Genomic DNA, 19,755 nt, shown 5'->3' on the forward strand with positions numbered 1-19,755 from the left:
GAGGCAGCCTGGTAGGGAAGCTAGCGCTCGAACCTTCGGCCGTATCCATTCCGCTCCTCCTCCAATGGCTCCTCGATAAACAGCCGGCGCCAACCAGGCTACTCAACGCCAGAACAGGTTCCGGGTTCGATGCTGCGCTTACCTCGATAAACACTCGCCGACCTGACCGACCGGAGTCATTCACGCCAATCGGCGCCGGGGGGCCACGCTCGCGGTGCATTTGCTGTCATCGTGAGCCGTCGACGAAGGCGATCGGAGTGCCCTTCGCGACGCTCGTTGCAACCCGCTCCGCATCCCAGTTGGTCAGACGGACGCAGCCATGGGATTCCGCCTTCGAGACCTTGTCGGGCGACGGTGTGCCATGAATGCCGTATCCTTCAGCGGTGAGGTTGATCCACACCGTTCCAACCGGATTGTTGGGGCCCGGCTTGATGGTGAAAGGTTTTCGGGATTGAACGCCCTTAAAGTGGTAGGCCGGATTGTAGCGATAGGTCGGATTTCGGTCGACCTCGGTCACCTTCAGAGTGCCGGATGGCGACGGCTTCTCCTCGCTCCCGACCGTTGCCGGATAGAAGCCGATAAGCACGTTAGACTTGTCGAACAGCTTCACGGTCTGCCGACTCTTGTCGACCTCGACCCTGTCCGCCCTCGACGGCGCGCCGGCCTCTGCACTGCCAGTATCCACAACGATGATGTCGTCGCCGGGGCGGTCGAAGCGCTGCCCGGGATTGAGCGCCGCCAGCAGTTGCTCGCTCATATGAAATTTCTCGGCCAGTCCTTCTCGCGGACTGGTGAAACCCAGCTTCGGCAGGTCTTTCATTTCCTCCATCTTCGACGGGAGCTTGCTAAGAAAAGGTCCGGCGACATCCTGCTCGGTGATCGTGTAGTTCGCCGTGACTCGCCGATCGTCCGCGCGCAGTGCGTTCCAGACGTCCTCGGTCGGAACGTCCGAGCTCGGCAATTGCCGCGCCTCCGCGAAGGCGCGGAGGGCCTTCTTCGCGTTCTCGCCGAATCTGCCGTCGATCTCACCTGGCGAGAAGTGGGCCCGGTCGAGCAGGACTTGTAACCGAACGCCCGCCGGCGTCGGCTTCTCGTTCGACAAGATCTTCTTCGATGGTTCGGCGGCATCGATAGCAGCCGCCCCCATTTCGGCGCACCGCGCCGCCGGGTCGGCCATCACGGCCAGGAGAACAATGATGTGTTTCACCTTTCGAGGCCACATCGCCAAATCCTTTCATGGTATCGATGGCTGAGCACCTGGGCAAAGGTCCGTTTCCTTCACGCCGGGATCGGCGATCAAGCCTCGGTAGGCGCGCTCATACTCTCGCGCCATCCGGCTTGCGGAGAAGCGCGCTTCGAAGCGGGCGCGGGCTACCCTCCGGTCGAGACGGCCAAGCTCTCCAACCGCCCTTACCGCCTGGTCCTCATTCTCGACGATGAAACCCGTCACGCCGTCCTCAACGACTTCCGGCACGGATCCGGATCGGTAGGCAATAACGGGCGTTCCGCATGCCATCGCCTCGATCATGACGAGACCGAACGGCTCAGGCCAATCGATCGGGAATAGGAGGGCCGCTGCGTCGGCGAGGAACGGCTGCTTCTTCGCATCGTCGACTTCCCCCACAAGCTGAACCATTCGACCATCGATGTGCGGCTCTAGCTTCTTCTTGAAGTATCCGGTCTCACCGCGCGGGATCTTTGCGGCGATGCGCAGTGGCTTGCCGGCCGCCCGCGCGATCCGGATTGCGTCCTCGGGACCTTTCTCCGCCGTGAGGCGACCAAGGAAAGCGAGATAGGATCCCTCATCGAAAGACGGGCGGAAGAGGTGCGAAGGCAGCCCGTGCTGGATCGTGGCGATCCAGTTCGCCTCCGGAAGCGGCACGCGCTGGTGCTCGGATATCGAGACGAAGCCGGCGCCGGGAAACTCGCGCACCACGTCCGGCAGGCCCGGGAGGTCTAGCCGACCATGCATCGTGGTCAGGAAGGGCACGCCGAGCCGACTGAGCAGCGGAAGCGGCAACCAATCGATGTGTGCGTGGATCACGTCGAAGTCTTTCGCGCGCCTGGCGATGGCCTCCAGCAGCACGGCACTGGCCGCATTGGGGTCCACGCCCTTCCGACCGAGGCGCAGCGCGCGTGGCCACACGGGATGGAGTTTGCCTTTCGTCCTGGAGTCGCCGCTCGCGAATAGTGTGACCTCGTGACCGAGCTCTACCAACTCGTCCACCAACCATGCCACGACCCGCTCGGTGCCGCCGTAGAGCTTTGGGGGAACGCTTTCGGCGAGGGGAGCAAGCTGAGCAATGCGCATATTGCCGATCCTCTAGACTGGAAACATCAAAAGGAGGATCAGCATGATGGCAGCCGAAACGAGCTTGGAGATGATCAACAGCGTCCAGTCCGGCCTCGCGGTGCTTGCCACCAATTGCCTGACGAGCTTCTCCATAAGCCTCAACATTCGTCCTTGGGGAGACGGTTCAAGTAGGCCAGGCCGAACCCGGTCAGTTCTTCGACCTCGCTCACGCGCGCTTCCCATCTTCCTTGAAGGTGGCGCTGCAGCAGACAACGCCGGCTGTCCGCGGCATCCACGTCGCGATGCTTCGCACGATAGAGGGACCAAACTGTATCCACGGCTCGCCGCCGCAGGGCTTCGTCGACCATGTTCCGGGTCCAACAAAATTGACGTCGTGGGACGGCAACTCATCGCCCGAGCGGAGGTTTCCAGTTTTTCCCGAAAATCTTAAGCCCAGTGACGGAGATGGACCGTATCGAGGCCGTGACGGCTCACGGGACACCTGGAGTTCGCCATCGCCGTCCAAGCGCAATCCCATCGCTTCGAGCTCCAGTGCCAATGCTAAACCATGGCCGATGCGAATAAGATCGACGAGCAAGAGCAAGCCCTGCGCCGGATTATTTCCCTACTTGTCGAGCGGCCGGAGAAGACCCTCGATCCAACAGCGCCTAATGGGATCCTCCAACCGACTTAAGTCATAGCAGTTCATACAAACGTACCGATCCCGCCCCCGCCGGGTTCTGTCAGGCGCGCGTTTATTGGACCCGCCTCACAACGGTCAAGGCTTCCGCATCGGTTGGTCTATCGCCGACATCTGAGTATCCCCACCGAGTTAGCATAGGCTCCTCTCAGGCCGCAGCTCAGGCGCGTGGCGCATGTTTCCCCAACCGGGGGCTAAGGCCGGAAACCTCCGAAGTCGCCGCGAGGAATTCCCTTCAACCACTCCGATTAACTTTCGCGGAGAGGCTCATGAAACATGTTGTCGATGGCACGCCCCGCGGTCGCGCCGACCATAGTGGTTGGAGTATCGCCGCGGCGCTCGGCTTGTTGGCCGCGGCATTCCTGGTCGAGCGCTTTGCCCCTTTAGAGGACGAAATCCATCCGCCGCTGGCGGAGGCAAAGCGGGACACCGCCGCTGCCGGCCTGGCGGCGGAAGGCGACGGTCGCGGCCGGAGCGCGACTTCTCCGTCGGAGATCCCGGCGGAAGGGTGGAAAGACATTCTTTGGCGTGTATACGGCAACATCGGCGAACATCGCATTCTCGCGCTGGCCGCCGGTATGACCTACTACAGCATACTCGCGATCTTTCCGGCGATCGCCGCTCTCGTCGCCATCTACGGGTTGTTTTCGGATCCAGGCAGCATCGCCAGGCACCTCGACGACGTGTCCGGCTTCATCCCGGGCGGTGCCGTCGACGTGGCACGCGAACAACTCATGCGCGTTGCCACCAAGGGAGATCGGACCCTGGGCTCTTCACATTCGCGATCGGGCTGGGAATCTCGCTGTGGAGCGCGAACGCCGCTATGAAGTCGCTTTTTGACACCTTAAACATAGTCTACTGCGAACAGGAGAAGCGCGGCTTTCTGAAATTGAATGCGATGTCCCTAGGCTTCACCGCCGCCGGGATCGCGTTTGTTATAGCGGCGCTGGGTGCGGTCGTCGTCGTTCCACTGCAGTACGTTGGCCTGTCGAACGCAGCCAAACTCCTGGTCCGGATTGGGCGCTGGCCGGCGCTCTTTGTCGTCCTCGCGCTCTCTCTCGCCTGTATCTACCGCTTCGGGCCAAGCCGCCAAGCGCCACGCTGGACGTGGATCACCTGGGGCAGCACGGGCGCGACCGTGCTCTGGCTCGTGGCTTCGGCGCTGTTCTCCTGGTACGCCGCCAACTTCGGCACGTTCAACCAGACCTACGGCTCGCTCAGCGCCGTCATCGGCTTCATGACGTGGCTCTGGATCTCAGCGATCGTGATCCTGCTCGGATGCGAACTTAACGCGGAGATAGAGCATCAGACCGCACGTGACACCACGACCGGCGCGCCTAAGCCGCTCGGCGCGCGGGGCGCGAAGATGGCGGACACGGTCGGCGCGGCCCGTGTGGACCGATAGACCAGCAGGAACCGCCCAAACATTCGGCGGTTCAGACTCCTGAGTGAATCGGAGTTCCGCGTGCGCATCCTTTTCGTCGAAGACGACCCTCTGATCCGAGAATTCATCGTCGAAGCGCTACGCGAGGAAGGCTATGACGTCATCCACGCCTGCGACGGCGAAGAAGCGCTTGCGTGGTGCAAACGTACGGCGGCCGACGTTCTTGTCACCGATGTGAGGCTGCCCGGAAAGATCGACGGCTGGCAGATCGCCGAACACTGCCGTCAACATCATCCGGAGTTGCCGGTGATCTATGCGACGGGCTTCTCTCCCGTGACGCCCCGACCGGTGCCGAACAGCCTCATGTTACGGAAGCCCTACCATCCGGAGCAGATTGTCGAAGCCGTGAGAGAGATGACGGCGGGTCGCTAACGTCTGCTAGTTTTTGCCGTTGCCGCGGTTGGTGACGCGGGCGTTGCCCAGTCCCGTCCCGATCGTCAGCACGCCCCACCGCTTCATGTCCTCGGATGCCGGTCGAGTAGTGGCGCAGCGAGCTCGTCGCGCTCTGCGTCGCGCGACGCAGGAACGGCGACCGACATCGAACGTTGAATAAGCTTCGAGGATGTCACGATACTCGAAGAGCAAAACTTAGGGCCCGCGCCCTCGTGGCGCCGGCCCCTTTTCCCGCCATCGCTCCTGCCGACGTTCGAGGAAGAGTGTCTCTTAAATATGGCGTGGCACGTCGCTCTAGTCGCCCATGGCCGCTCGATCGAGCCGCGCTACGAAGGTATTGGTTCGATCTGTCATCAGTGTCTCCGTGTCGCAAGGCGGAACCGCCGAAGACCCTTCGGCGTTCCGTTGACATCATTGCGAGAGGAGAAATCGATTATGGGCTTCTTCACCAAAGACATCAAAACCATGGATGACCTTCTGATCCACGGTATTCAGGACATCTACTACGCCGAGCAGCAAATCTTGAAAGCGCTGCCGAAGATGATCGAAAAGGCCACCAACCGCGACCTGGTTACCGGCCTCAAGAACCATCTGGAAGAGACCAATAAGCAGGTAGAGCGGCTCGAGAAGGCCTTCGCAAAGCTCGGCAAGGAGCCCAGCGGCACGAAGTGCCCGGCCATCGACGGCATCATCAAGGAAGCCGACGAGACCGCCGGCGAAATCGAAGACAAGGCGGTGCTGGACGCGGCCATCGTCGCCAACGCGCAGGCCGTCGAGCACTACGAGATGTGCCGCTACGGGACGTTGATCGCCTGGGCCGAAGAACTCGGCCATGACGAGATCGTGCGCTTCCTCACGACCAACCTGAACGAAGAGAAGGCGGCGAACACCAAGCTCAACACGGTCGCGCTGCGCAAGGGCGTCAACGCCAAGGCCTCCGACGCTGCCTGACGGCTGACCAACTTCAGAAGGGCCGGCTTCGCGTTAACGCGGGCCGGCCCTTTCGGCTGCGGGCGAGCTCCGACATGATCTCGCCTTGCGTCGCACGAACCAAGCCGCGACCGACACCGCCAGCCACGCCAGCGAGGCGCTCGCAAATGCGCCGGCGACGCTTCGTTCGACCAGTAGCCAGAACACTCCGGCGAACGCCAGCATCCCGAGCGCGCCGAGCGCAGCGCCGGCGGCGTCGAGCGCTGCGGCTTGTTGCCCTCGCCGCTTTCCGTCAAGTCCGGCCTCGCGCATGCGGCGGATCTCATGCTTCTCGATGAGAGTGGCGCTGGCGCAGAAGATCGCCGGTAGAGCAAGGAATAGGCCGCCGATCGAAGCCCCGTACCAACTGCTGACCAGGCCGGCGAAGACGGTCGCTGCGCCGCCCAGCGCGAAGCGGACCGCGTATTCGTGCCAGCGTCCTTCTCGCAGCGAGGACGGCGAGATTTCAATCGGCGCGCTCATGTCTGACCTCCCGCGGCCGCCCACAGGCCGAAGGCAGCTGCGAGCCACACGACGATCGACAGCAGCGTGGCCGGCAGCGCACGCATGCGCGCCCGGATCAAGAGCTGGCAGACGACCAAGCTGTAGATCCCGAGCGCGATCGCACCGGCCATCATCGAATGGGTTTGGACGGCTGCGTAGGATTCGCCGTGCTGATAGATCGCGATGCCTAGAGTGGCGAGCGCGACCGAGGGCGCGGCTCCGAACAGGCCGGCGAAGCTCTTCGGCCTGAGCACGTCTCCGAGCATCGCGAAGGCCGACACAACGGCGCCGCCTACCAGGAAGCGGACGACGTACTCGCTCATTTCGGTTTCTTCCATAGCTTTGAGAGCAGGCCTCCCGCGCCGTACACCGGATCCTTGCGCGGGACAGGCACCTTTGGAATCGTCTTCAGAGCTTTCGGACGGTCCTCGACCTGCGTGCACTCGTCGTAGGTGCCGACGCGCGGATAGGCGCCGACGACGAGGAAGTCCTCATCTGCGAACAGGCATTGGTGTCCCGTGCCCGCCGGCAGGATGGCGACATCGCCCGCCTTAAGCTTGAAGATCCGGCCTTTGCTTCCGCCGAAGCGTACACGTCCCCTACCCCGCGCGATGCCAAGCACCTCATGGATACGTGAATGGTAGTGAACGTAGTCGTAAATCCCGTCCCGCCAAGTTTCGCCCCAGCCGTTGGCCTCGAACAGGTCCTCCATGACGGCCGCCGGATCATGCCCGTCGCCGAGATCCACAGCGCCTCGGTAGATGACGAGAGGCCAGCGCGGATGGTTCGGGATGAGACCGTCTTCCTTGAAACGAGCCGTCTGAGGCTTTCTTGGCCGCGCTAGGTCAGGCGCCTCCTTCTTTCCGGGTCGGCGCAGACCGGTCGCGCGCTGCACGTATTCCTTCACGTCCTCAAGGATTGGCATTGTCATCCTCCTTCGGTGGCGACATTGGATAGCCGGTCCAGAGACGCAGTAACCGCTCCATGATGACTCCGAGCGCGAAGCCCGCGATCACGTCGCTCGCCCAGTGCGCCAGCACTATGACCCGCGTCAGGGAAAGGCCGACCGCCAAGGTACGGATTAGTCGCCGCAGCAGAGGCGGCAATGTGCCCGCAGCGGATGCCAGGGCGCCCATGTGGAGCGCGTGGCCGGACGGAAATGCGTCCTCGCGCTTGCCGGAAAACGAGACCCCGTGCAGATGACCGAGCACCGTCGTGCGATCCGGGCGGGTCTGGTCGAAAACCGATTTCATACCGTGAGGCGCCAGGGAGGCTGCGACTGTGACCAGGAGAGCGTGGTTGCCCGCGCGCTGCAGCTGCTCCGATCTGCCCCTCGTCACGACCCAACCGGCGACGGCCAAAGCCAGGAGGATCTTTTCGTCGCCGCCCCACGTCAGGCCGCGCGAGACCCTCTCCGCGCAATGGTTGGTCTTACTCGCCACGGTCCGTGCAATGAGCACGTCAGGCTTGGTAGGTTTGACAGTGACCAGCGCCATCACCTCGATCCGTGACGGCGTCCGCGTAGTCGCGGACGCCTCGTTTGAATTGCCTTTGCCATCATAACGTCGGAGCAGGTTCCAAGTTCATCTGCCTGTCATGGAACCAATCGACCAGGCCAAGATTTGGAAAACGATGGGTACAATCGGGAAGAAGCGGAAATCGCAATGGCTCGCATCTAGTGGAGCGCTGGTGCTCGCGACCGTTTTCCTCAGTTACCCGCTGATCGGCGGGAAGAATTCCGGCTCCGTCCACGCCAACTCCGGTGTGAGCACCGAGCAGGCCGCGGCCGATGTCGGCGCGAAAGTCCTTCCTACCGATCCTAAGCTCAAGATCGAGCCCAAGTAGCTACCGGCTTGTCGACCCTTGCCCCCTACGTCGGCGCACTTGCCGCCTTTCTCGCCTCCCTGTCCTACGTGCCGCAGGTCCGGAAGGCTTGGCCACGCGGATCCACGGACGACCTCTCTCTCGGCATGCTCACGGCACTCACGCTCGGCCTGACGCTCTGGATCGTCTACGGCGCCATTAAGGGAGATTGGGTCATCGTCGGCTCCAACGTGGTCGGCGCCGCCCTCGCCGGTGCCGTCCTCGGCTGCAAGCTCCGCGACCGCAAGTGCCACTCGCACAAGCGAGGAACCAAGCCCTAGCAGGTCCGTTGGGGCTGGCTTTCGAGGATGGGAGCGATGTCAAAAAAGGACGAGCTCAGGTACGGGCCCGTGGGCGCCGAGGCGATCCACCTCTGCGTCGATATGCAGCGCATGTTCGCCGAAGACACGGATTGGAAGATGCCGTGGCTGCCCCGCGTCCTGCCGAACGTCGTGGCGATAACGGCCGCGCACCCGGCGCGCACGGTCTTCACCCGCTTCATTCCGGCGAGCGCTCCCGGCCACGGCGTCGGCATGTGGCGCCGCTACTATGAGCGCTGGAGCTCGATGACCATCGACGAGATCGGTTCCGACATGATCGATCTTGTACCGAATCTCGCCCGCTTCGTTCCACCTGCCCGCACTTTTGACAAGTACGTCTACTCACCGTGGATCGGCAGCGACCTGCACGCGCAACTGCGCGCCGCCGGCGTCGACACCGTGATCGTCACGGGCGGCGAGACCGACGTCTGCGTGTTGGCGACCGTGCTGGGCGCGGTCGATTGGGGCTTTCGAGTCGTCCTCATGACCGACGCGATCTGCAGCTCCGCCGACGAGACCCACGACTCCATGATGACCATCTACGCGAACAGGTTCGGGCAGCAGGTGGAATGCGTGACGACGGAAACGCTCCTCGCCGCCTGGCCCGGCGGCACCCGCACGGGCCTTCTGCCATGAGCGAGTCCTATCTTGTGCAGATCCTGCTACCGAAGGAGACGGGCAAGGGAGAAAAGATCCCGAAGGATTGGTTCGACGGGCTTCTGAGAGAGCTGACCGACAAGTTCGGCGGCGCAACGAGCTTCATCCGAGCGCCCGGCGAAGGTCTGTGGCGAAGCGGCGGCGGCACCGAGCACGACAATATCGCCGTCGTTGAGGTCACGACGGAGCTTCTCCTCCCGGACTACTGGCGCGGTCTTCGCGAGCGACTGGAGTCGGAGCTCGCGCAGCATAAGATCGTCATCCCCGCGCAGCAAATCCCGCTGTAGCGCGTAGGAACGGTCCCCCCGCCGGTCGTTTGGAGTGCGAACCCAACACAGGAGGACGCCATGGGCTTTTTCACCAGGGACATTAAAACGCTGAACGACCTCTTCGTGCATACGCTGCAGGATATCTATTACGCCGAGCAGCAGATCGCGAAGAACCTTCCGGACATGATCGAGAAGGCAAGCGATCCCGGCCTCAAGAACGGCTTCCAAACGCATCTCTCCGAAACCAAGGGCCAGATCACCCGGCTTGAGAAAGTCTTCGAAATGCATGGCGTCGCGGCGAAGGGCGTCGATTGCCCCGCGATCGACGGCATCCTCAAGGAAGCGAGTGAGGTCGCGGGCGACGTCGACGACAAGCAAGTGCTGGATGCGGCTCTGATTGTGGCGGCCCAAGCCGTCGAACACTATGAAATCACCCCGGTACGGCACACTGATCGCATGGGCCAAGATGCTCGGCCGCGATGATTGCGCCTCCGTCCTGCAGCAGAATCTCGATGAGGAGAAGGCGACGGACGAGAAGCTCAATACGATGGCGCTGCGCAGCGTGAACCGGAAAGCCGCCTAGTCCGTTGGCAGGATTGACGTGGAGGGCCGCCCGGAAGGCGGCCCTTGTTTTGAGCAGGAAAGCATGAGCCTTGAAGTATTAAGGACACTGGCAGCCGCCATGACGATTATCGCTGCCGCCATGGTGGCGGCGAACTGGAACGCGCGCATCACCGTGTGCGGGTTCGCTCTCTTTATCGCCGCGTCTCTCGCATGGATCGCCGACGGGATAATGAACCGAAGAACTCGCTCATCATCCAGAACGCCGTTCTTCTTCTGATCAACTTACTGGCGTACAGCGCTGGCTACCGCGCGCCGACAAGGAAGCCGCCGCGTCTCGGCCTGCGGATCACGCGGCCCGGTAGAGAAGATCAGGCCTGCTTCCTGTCTGAAATGGCCCGGCGTGCGAGCGCGGCTTCTCCCGCCTCCGTCAAACCGCCGATCGATGTCTGCCCTTTCCTCGCGCAGGCGATGATGCTGTCGGCGATATGGCTATCATTGATGAGGCGGCCGTCCCATGCTTGCGACTAATCGGCATCCGCAACTGATTTACTTGTCGACGACCAAAGAAAAGCGGAGCGCGTTGCTAGCGGGTTCATGAAGGATCTATTCTTCGACTACGGAGCACTGATCTCGCCGCGCTTTCGCGCGGCATGGGTCTTCTCGTCAGGTGCGTTACTATACAATACAACCTAAGATACCCCATATTTTGATTTGTGGATGCGCGAAATTTCGGGGGCCGCCGGTGGTTAGTGGCGAAGGTTGGAAGGATCTGACCCACCCCTCCCCGGTCCATGCGCCTCAGATGCTAAGCGAGATTTGTCGACGGCACATGCCCCCTCAACCCTGCGGCGCGCTGCCACGTCGGGATCAGCATCCCTACACTTGTATACGTTCCCAGATAGGGTCGAGGGACGCGCGTCTACAAAGACATAGGCAGTCAGTTCAGAAACTTCACGGCGAGACGGCGCTCATCACGCCATACAACCGAGCAATCCGTATCCAAGCCAGCACTTGGAACGCGCAGGCCGAAGGCTGCGGGCACGAGAGGCGCGTTATCTACTTGTACGACCGCAGAGGAATCAGTGAGGTGGCGGCGCACAGGACTGCCGTCGACCATTATCTGCGCAGCATAGACATTACGTCGCCGCTCGTTCGCCACGACTCGCAGTCTCCCCCGCTCTGGCGCGCGGGAGATACTGATCGGCGATTCCAGGCTCAAATGAGGCTAGACCATGATTTCATTGCTAGGCTGCGATCTCCGGCGCGGCCAACGCCAATAGAGCGGCATCCTGCAGCCCCCGATCCTGCGCTCGCCGCCTTGCCATCGCCCCAACCGTTCGCAGCGGCAATCTCCCGCGCGGTCGCGCCATCGAGTGACTGCTCCAACACATCACGGTGTTCGCCCAGCGCAGCAGCAACGCGTGGCGTATCCAGGACGGGTGTGTTTCATGGATTGTCTCTTCGTGACGTGACGTTCTGGCCATTCACTGGCTCTTGGTATGGCTGCACACAGGGGAAAACAATTTGAAAACTTGCGGGATGACGTCCGTAACTGTGGGGCCGGTAGGCAAGGCGGTGGGCTGGCAACTTCGGAATGGCCCCCTACCCTAACCACGGCACCAAGTCGCCGCGACCTGCCTCGATCAGCACATCAACGGGCACCCACTGCCATTGCCACTCGCCAGTCGAGGTGTCGCGCCCGTAGGCGTGGAGCAACTCGCCATCGCATTCGTCGGCATCTTCAATTGTGTCTGGATCGATCATCACACCCCATCCTCCGAGACCGACTTGCAGATTTGCAACCCATAGGGATTCTCGGAGTGATCCGAAAAAAGCGGGAGTGATTGCAAATGCTGCAATTCTGCAAGTGAATAGATAATATTTATATATATCATATACTTACACCTACCACACCACTTGCCAAACTCTTGCCATTTGCAACACCGTGGCACAATTTCCAGTACCACCTCGTTGCAATTGCCGTTCTTCTGCAAGAATTCTGCAAGTCCCTCACCCACCACTGGCGGGTGAGAGAACGAACCGCTTGCCGTCCGTCTTCTCGATCTGGCGGGTTTCCTGAAGCCGGAGGATCGCAGCATCAAACGTCCTGGTATCTGAGCCACTGATGCCGCGGCGCTTCAGCAATTCAGCTCGATACATAGAGCCGCCGCGACTGGAGCGGAGCGAAGACAGAATGGCCTGGCAGAGCTGCTCAAACTGGCTGCTAGACATATACTTGTCGACGCCATCATCGAGCGACCGGACGGAGGCCAACATGATCGCGTGTGCCCACCGCACATCCTCGACACTGACTGAAGGCCGCGAGGGGCTGCGGCTGAGCGCGCGTAAAGTGGCCAACCGGATTGCGTTCTCTGCCAATCGTCCAACGAGACCATCCCTGGTTTCGTCACGCTCGATTTCAGATTCCTGCCAATCTTCGATTGCCAACCACGCGGCTTCGGCCGCCTCATCAGCCCACGGGACTTCGTACAGATGGGGCTGAACATCGGGCGTCCGCCAATTCCCCTGCGAGTTCATGGATGGCCACGGGAACTTCTTTTGCGCTTCCTTGATCGCCTCCCGCAATGGCTCCGGCACCACCAGCCCGCCGTCGCGAGGATTGCCGCGCTCCGGTCGCTTGGTTGGGGCAATAAAGACCATGCGGGCGGCGAAGCCGTCCGACAGGTTTTTATCCGACAAACCACCGTAAAATCGTGTTGGTGTCGACGTGCCGATGACTGTCAACGACGGGCAATGGATCGGCGCCCCGATCCGATCGTCATCCATGGTTTCCTTGCCGAACCAGACACCGGTCGATTTCGAGTATAGCTCCAACATAGCTTTGCGAATTGTCGACGCCCAGTTCCCATTTCCTTTTGCGTTGATCGACTCCAGAACGTCACCAACTTCGTCCCAAGGCATTACGACGACGGGCTTACGACGAAGGATTTTCTCGATCGCACTGGCGCTGGATACTTCACCGGCTCCCACGAGGAACGCCATATCGGTCTCCTGCAGCAACTTCACCAACCGCTGCAGCGGCGCCTCTTTACCGAACCCCGGACCGGCGATGCCGGCGAGATAGAGGTTCACCCCACAAGTGGTCGGGCCAATAACGCGCCGCCCATAGAACACTGACATGAAGGCGATTGCCGACATGACCGCAAACTCGGGTGACTTGCGCCGAGACGTATCGAGAATCCACTGTGAGATGTCTGCCATGAGACCACCGCACGCTTCAGGCGTGAAAGGGTCCTCGTCATGACGACGGTTCGCAGGCGATCTGGTGTCATCGTTGGCGGGCGTCGGCAGCGCGACTGGGCCAGTGATGATCGCGACAGCCTGGCGCTGCTGCCATCCAAGATCGGCGGGATCGACGCCAACCTGTTCGCATAGCCAGAATGCGGCATCCTTGGTGGTGGGCGCACCACCAAACTCCTTCACGAGTTCAATGGGCGTGGCACCATGTTCGCGGCCGAAGTCTTGAATCCCTTCGGGATGGATTGAGATATCCTCCTCAAGTTTCCGGCCAAGCTCTTGGCTGGAAACTCGCCACGCTCCAGTGCCAGGTTGGTACTGTGCGCCAGGAAATAGCGTTTTCACCCATCGGTCTGGCGACGCAATAGCCGCGGTGTTGACCTGCTGCCAGAACGAATCTCCAGCCGACGCGCGCTTCGTCTTAGGCTTCTCCTTCACCCGCTCGCCAAGGCCAGCGAGAATAGTTTCGGCCTCGGAAAGAAACGCGGCGATCTCACTGTTGGTTATGGCGGGCAAATCGACTGGCCTCACATCGAGCGGTGAGCCATTATCCCAACGATACGGCTTGCCGGTTTCGACGTGATCGCCGAATGCGACAAACTGCTGCCCGTCGCGCAGAACCTCGACCTGATGCTTAGCGCCGTCGATCTTGAATTCTGGCGTGGCACTCTTGTCGCCCGGCTCAGTGGCTCGAAATAGGAATAGGCATTTTGGCGCTTTACCGGTACGGCGTGGTGCTTGTGCAGCGGCGTGCACAACCTCGGTCAGCCGAGTGAACAGCCTCTCGCTGACTGCCTCGATTGGCGCGTCGATATCAATAGCGACGAGATCGTTGCCGCACAGAATGCCAGTGCGGACGTGGTCAGGATATTGGCGAAGATACCCATCTACCTGGCCCGTGGTAATACGCTTCTTCGCCCAGCCAGGAATACGCGGACCCTTATCCTTCACAGGGATGTGGGGATAGCCGTTCTCGCAGAGTGTGCGCCGAAGGTCGGCGATATCGTTTTTGTCGGTGTTGTTAGCTGCGAGTGCGGTCATTGGTGCGATGGCCCGTCAATGAGAGTTGAGAAATGGTTGCTGCTGCGATGTCTGCGACGATGGCTTGAGAGAATGAGCAGGTACGTCCGCGCTCGGAGTTCTGGCCGAATGCGCGATACGTGCCGTCATCAGCCCGCGAGACGCGGATTCCGAATAGTTTGGCGCCGTCGATTAATTCGACATCGACGTACGCAATCGTCGACGAGCCAGGCGGTGCCGGGCGGATATCAATTATTCTCAAGTGGAAAATCCCCCTATTGGGGTTGCGGCTGTGCCGCTGCGTACCTCGGCTTGCGCCGATCGAGCGTCAGGCGGCTTGGGTGCCGCTCTTTGAATTGTCGTTGGCGCCACGCGCAGCGATGCGGTCAGCGATCCACTGATTCACTTCCTGACGGACGAAGGCGACGCGGCGGTCCCCGAGCGGGACGGCCGCAGGAAAGCGGCCCTCCGCGCGGTAGCGGTTGAGCATCGTGCGGCTCAACGAAGTGAGCGCACATGCGTGCTTCATCGAGACGAGCATGGGCTCGTCGACGGACGGATTTAGAGTGTGCATGGTGTGTGGAGTTTTCGGTTAGCGTTGCCGCTGAGCGGCTGCATTACCTCGGCTGAGAGCCGATGACGGGCTAGGTGCCCGTCAGGCAGTCACGTGAGCGCCCACGAATCGCACAACGTCGCCATAATGAGCATTATACACCTTTCGGGCAATATGGCCATAGAGAAACCGCATATGGAGTAAATTTATTTCCTACCCACCAGATCTTGCGCGAGGGCCGCGCGTGCAGGCTAGCTTGCAGGTGAGCCGGCCCCGGGCGGCGCCTGATCAAAGCGGGGAGAGAAAGCGGGGAAAGCCTTTTTTAAATTTGAAAAAGCGCTTTGAAATCAAAGGCTTAATGCACAGTAAATGGCTCCCCGGGCTGGATTCGAACCAGCGACCATCCGATTAACAGTCGGATGCTCTACCGCTGAGCTACCGAGGAAAGGGCGAACCAGTCGTTCGCGCGCGGCTGCGTATAACAAAGCCGCTTGCGCTTGCAAAGGACGAATTCGCGATCTTGCACAATGCGCCGAGGAAGGGCCGCCGCCCCTCCCCTGGCTCAAGTCAGGTCAAACTATTCGGCGACGAAGGACGTGGTCTTGGTTCCGGAATCGTACCGCAACCGAAGCGCGGTGATCTTGCAGAGGTTGACGTTCTTCCAGAGCACGGATTCGTCATAGTTCTGCCAGTCGACGCGGATGTTCCAGACACATCCCTCGTCGTCCTCCTCGAACTCGACATAGGTGCTCGCCTGGTTCTGCAAAACCTTGTCGAGTTCGTTCTCCCATTCGTCCAGGCCGTCGTCCGGTGCGTTGAAGCCCAGGAATTTGATGGCATAGCCGGTCTCGTTGACGACGGTGACGTTGCGGGCGTCGGCCGCGAACGACGGCGCAGCGGCGATCGCAAGACCGATCGCGATCAGTCCGGACAGAAAATACTTCATGTGAAATTCCCCCGATCGAAAGAGGCTCCGGTGCCTGACGTCGATCCGCGCAGGCACCGCGGCAACAAATGGCGTTGCCTCGAAGAATTCACCCGGAGCGCGATCAAGTGGTTCAACACGCGATCGATCGACGCTCCGGAGCGTGCGCGACGCGAGACGCGCACGGGCAGTTCATATCGATTCGAATTCTCCGCAGCAATGAACCGGCGTTCATAGATCGGCGGTGTTTGTTTTCTCCGGCACGGGCGCCGGCACTGCGGCGCCGTTGCTCTTTCCCGTCACCGCGCCGACCAGCGCTTTCACGGGATCCTCGCCCGGCGCAAACCCGCTCTGGCGCAGGATCTCGTCGATCATCGGACGCAGCGCGTGCACCTTGAGGAGCTCGCCCGCAAGCCCTTCGCCGAAGCCGACATTGCCGCCGCCGGTGCCATTGCCGCCGAACGCGCCGCCGGTGTGCAGGATGCGGACGTCCTTGAGATTGCCGATCGGCTTGACCATCTCGGCCAGAGCCGAGGGCATGGTCTCGATCCGCTTCTTGGCGAGCTCGAAGTCGATGACGTTGGCACCGAGCTTGTTCTGCGCCTCGTTCTTGAGCGTGATGATTGCGGCTTCGGCCTCGCCGATATTCCTGACGCCGACTGCCTTGATCTTGTTGGACTCGGCTTCCGCGGTGGCCAGCGTCTTGACGGCCTCGGCACGATCGAGCGAGGCCTTCTTTTCAGCTTCGGCCGCGACGATCAGCTCGGTCGACTTGCGCTCGGCCTCGGTGCGCGCGGCGAGCACCTGGGTGAGACGGGCACGGTCGGCGACCTCGACCGCGCGGGCGGTCACGACCTTTTCCTCCGCGGAGACGGCGAGCGCCTCGGCGGTCTTGGCGTCGGCGACGGCTTCCGAGGTCTGCTTGCTCTTGGCCGCGATCTGGATCTCGTTCTCCTGCGTGGCGATCTGGATTTCGCGCTGCGCGTCGGTCTTGCGCTTGTTGATGGCGAGATCCGACTCGATGACCGCGGTTTCCTTGACCTGCTTGGCGCCGGCCTCCTTCTCGGCCACGGCGCGGTCGGTATCGATGCGGGCGTTCTCCTCGGTCAGGCGCGCGGTCTGGGTCGCGGTTGCGACTTCAGCGCGGGTGCTCGCGGTCTTGTTGGCGATGTCGCGCTCCTGGGAGAGCTCGGCCTCCTTCTTGGTGCGCTCGATGGTCAGGGTCTGCTGCCGCGCCTCGAGGTCCTTTTGCGCAATCGCCACCTCGTTGTCGCGCACGATCGAGTTGCGGTCGCGCCGGCGCGTCTCGGTGACGGTCTTCAGCTGGGTCAGACCTTCGGCGTCGAAGAAGTTTTCCGGATTGAAGAATTTCACATCCGTCTGGTCGAGCTTGGTCAGCGACACCGATTCAAGCTCGAGACCGTTGGATTTCACATCCGATTCCACTGTCGCCTGCACATGCTTGACGAAGTCGCTGCGCTTCTCCTGCAACTCCAGGATGGACATGGTGGCCGCCACCGAACGCAGGCCGTCGACGAATTTTGCCTCGACCTGGTTACGCAGGGCTTCGGCGTCATTCGTCAGCGCGCCCAGCGTCTGGCTCGCGAGCGCAATGCTCTCATCGTCAGGACGGACGCGCACGTAGAACTCGGCGATGATGTCGACGCGCAGGCGGTCCTTGGTGATCAGGGACTCCCGCTCCTTGCGCTCGACGGTGAGCCGCAGCGTCTTCAAATTGACGCTGGCATAGGAGTGGAAGATCGGCAGGATCATGGCGCCGCCGTCGAGCACGACCTTCTTGCCGCCGAGGCCGGTGCGCACGAAGGCCTCGTCGCGGGTGGCGCGCTTGTAGAGGATGGTGAAGACGATCCCGAGGACGACGATCAGCGCGACGCCGATCATGGCCGGGACTGCAATGTCGAACATGACTTTCTCCGATAAATGACTTGTCAGCTGCTTAGAGGCGGTTTGGAAGGTTTCAGTTCATCGTCGGCCTTCACCGCCACGAAGCGGGTGCCGGCGCGATCGACCAGCAGGACCATGGTTCCCTGCGGCAGGGGCAATGATGACGGTGCGGCGACCGCCCACACGAAATGGCGGTTGCCGTGGATGTCGGCGACGCTGACGCGGCCGGGCGGCCCCTGATCGAGCGGGCCGATCACGACCTCGCCGACACGGCCGACGAGATCGCCGAGACCGACGGCATAGCTTTCATCCTTGGGAATGACCCGCGCGATGCCCCTGCTTGCGGCGCGGACCACCGGAATCGAGACGGCGACCGCTCCGACCGACGCGAGCGTTGCCGGCAAGGGACCGGCCACCATCCGCGCGATGTCCTGGATCAGGAAGCCGGTGATGGAGAACGCGCCAAGCAGCAACAGCAGGAAGATCAAGAGCGGCACGCCGCCGACATTGATCCAGGAGATGGCGTTGATCACGCCATTGTCGCTGGGGTGACCAAAATCGATGTTGGTGCCGAGCATCTCGCTCAGCGAGGCCCCGACCAGCATCGAGACCACCTCGATCGAGCCGACGATGAGGATCATGGCCGCCGCGATCGCGAACGGCCTGACCTCCGGCGACATCACGTGTTCGAGCAGAGCGCTCATGACACATTACTCAGGAGCGCGACTTCAACCGCGCCAGCCTCGCTGCAATCTCCTTGTCGCGATGCAACGTGCTGAGCTCGTCGATGTCGCTTGAATACGGGATCGCTGCCGGGACGCCGGTGGCGCGCGCCACCGCCCTGCCCGCGCGCAAGGCCTTCGCTGCCGCCGAGGCACCACCGGACTTCCGGGGCGACGTCGAAGCCTGATGGCTTGCCTGAGCCTCGCTCTTTTCGAGATCGGCGCGGCGTTGCTCGGCATCTTGCAATGCTGACAGCACGGCGCGCAGCGACGTCACGCACTGTTCGATCTTCTCGTTGTTCTCGTCGATGGCCCGGGAGAGCACCTCGAACTGCGCTTCGAGGTCCATCTGCCGCGCGATGCCGGCGCGGGCGAGATCGTCCCGGCTATCAGCAATCGCACCTTCGATCTTGGGCGCAAGATTGGTCATCTCGCGTTCTATCTCGGTGCGGCGCGCGTTGAGACGGTATTCCTCGGCGCGCGCGGCCGCGAGCGCATCGCGCGCTTCACTCTCCGCGCGCTCGATCTCGCGGATGGCTTGGCCAACCACGTTCAGCTTGTTCTTCCCCTCCGCCTGCTCGATCGCGTCATAGGCGATCCCGGCGATCAGGCGCCCGACCCGGGACAGGAAGTTGTCGGGGGCGGCAGCGATGGTATCCATAGCGTTCTCCTCCTCTGGCAGATTGTTCGGCGTGACGCCGTAGTGAACTTCGAAACCGTCGTCGGTGCGGATGAGGTGCGCGGGAGCGCTCTGCCCCCAACCCTCGGCATAGCCGGCATAGTCGAAGGGAACGCTGAAGCGCCCTTCCACGGTTGCAATCGAAATGGTGGCGGGGCCCTTGATCTTGGCGAGCTTGTCGTCGAGCGGCAGGCGGCGGCCCTGCGCGGCGCGATAATCGGCGCGGTCGCGCAGGCCCAGCGTCACCAGCCGCGACGGCAGCGCGGTTTCTTTCCGGATCGGCTCATAGGCATGAGCATGGAGCAGGACGACATTGGAGCCGACGTTATGGCTCCGCGCCACCTCGTCCAGGATCTCCATCATGCGGTCATAGGCCCTGAACGTCGCCTCCATGGCGGCCTTGGCGGCCGGGTCAGGGGCAAGCCTGTAACGCAGCGCGGACGGCGCGTTTTTGGACGACGGGCTCATGGAAAGCACTAAAGCACCATTTTGGTGCTTTTGGAAGAGGAAGTACGATCACGTTCCCCTGACCCTCATGCACTCTGTGGGTTAGTCGTCGGCCGCAGGCGACGCGTTCAAGGAGGTTGATCATCCCTAGATCACGGCCGATCAAGACTTCATGCACGCACGGGTTGCAATTTAAGGCGAACCCAACGGAAACCGGACTGGTCAACGTTGCCGCCGACCATCCGACTGTTAATCGGCTGGTCGATGTCC

General features: G+C 61.8%; 21 protein-coding genes, 1 tRNA gene and 2 pseudogenes. 9 read left to right on the forward strand and 15 right to left on the reverse strand.

The window, feature by feature from the left end; translation table 11 throughout:
- Window positions 1-226 precede the first annotated feature (226 nt).
- From AB7531_RS23055 to AB7531_RS23065, 3 genes are all read right to left on the reverse strand, one after another.
- Entirely contained in the window at window positions 227-1,222 is a 996-nt protein-coding gene (locus AB7531_RS23055; protein ID WP_063983384.1) for a L,D-transpeptidase family protein, read from the reverse strand.
- A gap of 12 nt (window positions 1,223-1,234) precedes the next feature.
- The gene (locus AB7531_RS23060; protein ID WP_063983385.1) at window positions 1,235-2,311 is read right to left on the reverse strand and encodes a glycosyltransferase family 4 protein; all 1,077 of its coding nucleotides are present in this window, start codon (window positions 2,309-2,311) and stop codon (window positions 1,235-1,237) included.
- A 140-nt stretch (window positions 2,312-2,451) separates the two neighbouring features.
- Complete coding sequence (locus AB7531_RS23065) at window positions 2,452-2,661, reverse strand: hypothetical protein (RefSeq protein ID WP_063983386.1); 210 nt, start codon at window positions 2,659-2,661, stop codon at window positions 2,452-2,454.
- A 601-nt stretch (window positions 2,662-3,262) separates the two neighbouring features.
- Between AB7531_RS23065 and AB7531_RS23070 the strand changes: the two are divergent.
- The 3 genes and pseudogenes from AB7531_RS23070 to AB7531_RS23080 all read left to right on the forward strand — a co-directional run bounded on the left by AB7531_RS23070 (window position 3,263) and on the right by AB7531_RS23080 (window position 5,781).
- A pseudogene (locus tag AB7531_RS23070) lies at window positions 3,263-4,398 on the forward strand (YihY/virulence factor BrkB family protein).
- 60 nt (window positions 4,399-4,458) lie between these two features.
- Window positions 4,459-4,809 (forward strand): response regulator, encoded by a 351-nt coding sequence (locus AB7531_RS23075; RefSeq protein ID WP_084795139.1) that lies wholly within the window; start codon window positions 4,459-4,461, stop codon window positions 4,807-4,809.
- 456 nt (window positions 4,810-5,265) lie between these two features.
- A complete protein-coding gene (locus AB7531_RS23080; RefSeq protein ID WP_063983388.1) occupies window positions 5,266-5,781 on the forward strand; it encodes a YciE/YciF ferroxidase family protein in 516 nt (171 codons plus the stop codon).
- A 33-nt stretch (window positions 5,782-5,814) separates the two neighbouring features.
- On the opposite strand, the gene AB7531_RS23085 is transcribed toward AB7531_RS23080, so the two are convergent.
- From AB7531_RS23085 to AB7531_RS23100, 4 genes are read right to left on the reverse strand one after another with little or no spacing between them, the layout of a single operon-like run.
- Window positions 5,815-6,282, reverse strand: coding sequence for a DUF3147 family protein (locus tag AB7531_RS23085; RefSeq protein WP_063983389.1), 468 nt, complete (start codon window positions 6,280-6,282; stop codon window positions 5,815-5,817).
- The gene (locus AB7531_RS23090) at window positions 6,279-6,626 is read right to left on the reverse strand and encodes a DUF3147 family protein (RefSeq protein ID WP_063983390.1); all 348 of its coding nucleotides are present in this window, start codon (window positions 6,624-6,626) and stop codon (window positions 6,279-6,281) included. The genes AB7531_RS23085 and AB7531_RS23090 overlap by 4 nt, the downstream gene beginning before the upstream one ends.
- Complete coding sequence (locus AB7531_RS23095) at window positions 6,623-7,228, reverse strand: cupin domain-containing protein (RefSeq protein WP_441280063.1); 606 nt, start codon at window positions 7,226-7,228, stop codon at window positions 6,623-6,625. The genes AB7531_RS23090 and AB7531_RS23095 overlap by 4 nt, the downstream gene beginning before the upstream one ends.
- Window positions 7,215-7,799: a phosphatase PAP2 family protein gene (locus AB7531_RS23100; protein ID WP_063983392.1), complete on the reverse strand. Its 585-nt coding sequence runs from the start codon at window positions 7,797-7,799 to the stop codon at window positions 7,215-7,217. Before AB7531_RS23100 ends, AB7531_RS23095 begins: the two co-directional genes overlap by 14 nt.
- Window positions 7,800-7,935: 136 nt before the next feature.
- Between AB7531_RS23100 and AB7531_RS23105 the strand changes: the two genes are divergently transcribed.
- The 6 genes and pseudogenes from AB7531_RS23105 (at window position 7,936) to AB7531_RS23130 (ending at window position 10,253) form a co-directional block, all read left to right on the forward strand.
- A complete protein-coding gene (locus AB7531_RS23105) occupies window positions 7,936-8,148 on the forward strand; it encodes a hypothetical protein (protein ID WP_144030748.1) in 213 nt (70 codons plus the stop codon).
- Window positions 8,149-8,156: 8 nt separating this feature from the next.
- Window positions 8,157-8,447, forward strand: a complete 291-nt coding sequence (locus AB7531_RS23110; RefSeq protein WP_063983394.1) for a SemiSWEET family sugar transporter — start codon at window positions 8,157-8,159, stop codon at window positions 8,445-8,447.
- A gap of 36 nt (window positions 8,448-8,483) precedes the next feature.
- Window positions 8,484-9,122 (forward strand): cysteine hydrolase family protein, encoded by a 639-nt coding sequence (locus AB7531_RS23115; protein ID WP_063983395.1) that lies wholly within the window; start codon window positions 8,484-8,486, stop codon window positions 9,120-9,122.
- Complete coding sequence (locus AB7531_RS23120; protein ID WP_063983396.1) at window positions 9,119-9,430, forward strand: hypothetical protein; 312 nt, start codon at window positions 9,119-9,121, stop codon at window positions 9,428-9,430. Before AB7531_RS23115 ends, AB7531_RS23120 begins: the two co-directional genes overlap by 4 nt.
- Window positions 9,431-9,490: 60 nt before the next feature.
- A pseudogene (locus AB7531_RS23125) lies at window positions 9,491-9,995 on the forward strand (YciE/YciF ferroxidase family protein).
- 63 nt (window positions 9,996-10,058) lie between these two features.
- Window positions 10,059-10,253 carry a hypothetical protein gene (locus AB7531_RS23130; RefSeq protein ID WP_144030747.1) on the forward strand — a complete coding sequence of 65 codons (195 nt, stop codon included), beginning with the start codon at window positions 10,059-10,061 and terminating at the stop codon, window positions 10,251-10,253.
- 1,325 nt (window positions 10,254-11,578) lie between these two features.
- Here AB7531_RS23130 and AB7531_RS23135 read toward each other — a convergent pair.
- The 8 genes from AB7531_RS23135 to AB7531_RS23170 all read right to left on the reverse strand — a co-directional run bounded on the left by AB7531_RS23135 (window position 11,579) and on the right by AB7531_RS23170 (window position 19,515).
- Window positions 11,579-11,740 carry a hypothetical protein gene (locus tag AB7531_RS23135; RefSeq protein WP_161495836.1) on the reverse strand — a complete coding sequence of 54 codons (162 nt, stop codon included), beginning with the start codon at window positions 11,738-11,740 and terminating at the stop codon, window positions 11,579-11,581.
- Between the two features lie 246 nt (window positions 11,741-11,986).
- Complete coding sequence (locus AB7531_RS23140; RefSeq protein WP_063983398.1) at window positions 11,987-14,275, reverse strand: bifunctional DNA primase/polymerase; 2,289 nt, start codon at window positions 14,273-14,275, stop codon at window positions 11,987-11,989.
- Between the two features lie 307 nt (window positions 14,276-14,582).
- Complete coding sequence (locus AB7531_RS23145; protein ID WP_245328436.1) at window positions 14,583-14,795, reverse strand: helix-turn-helix transcriptional regulator; 213 nt, start codon at window positions 14,793-14,795, stop codon at window positions 14,583-14,585.
- A gap of 382 nt (window positions 14,796-15,177) precedes the next feature.
- Window positions 15,178-15,252, reverse strand: a tRNA-Asn gene (locus AB7531_RS23150).
- A gap of 132 nt (window positions 15,253-15,384) precedes the next feature.
- Window positions 15,385-15,753 carry a hypothetical protein gene (locus AB7531_RS23155; protein WP_063983400.1) on the reverse strand — a complete coding sequence of 123 codons (369 nt, stop codon included), beginning with the start codon at window positions 15,751-15,753 and terminating at the stop codon, window positions 15,385-15,387.
- Between the two features lie 210 nt (window positions 15,754-15,963).
- Complete coding sequence (locus tag AB7531_RS23160) at window positions 15,964-17,658, reverse strand: flotillin family protein (protein ID WP_441280064.1); 1,695 nt, start codon at window positions 17,656-17,658, stop codon at window positions 15,964-15,966.
- Between the two features lie 23 nt (window positions 17,659-17,681).
- Window positions 17,682-18,341 (reverse strand): OB-fold-containig protein, encoded by a 660-nt coding sequence (locus tag AB7531_RS23165; RefSeq protein WP_063983402.1) that lies wholly within the window; start codon window positions 18,339-18,341, stop codon window positions 17,682-17,684.
- 10 nt (window positions 18,342-18,351) lie between these two features.
- Window positions 18,352-19,515 carry a PspA/IM30 family protein gene (locus AB7531_RS23170; protein WP_063983403.1) on the reverse strand — a complete coding sequence of 388 codons (1,164 nt, stop codon included), beginning with the start codon at window positions 19,513-19,515 and terminating at the stop codon, window positions 18,352-18,354.
- Window positions 19,516-19,755 lie beyond the last annotated feature (240 nt).

The sequence above is a fragment of the Bradyrhizobium sp. 63_E2_N1_3 genome, from assembly GCF_052076005.1.
Lineage (GTDB): Bacteria > Pseudomonadota > Alphaproteobacteria > Rhizobiales > Xanthobacteraceae > Bradyrhizobium > Bradyrhizobium barranii.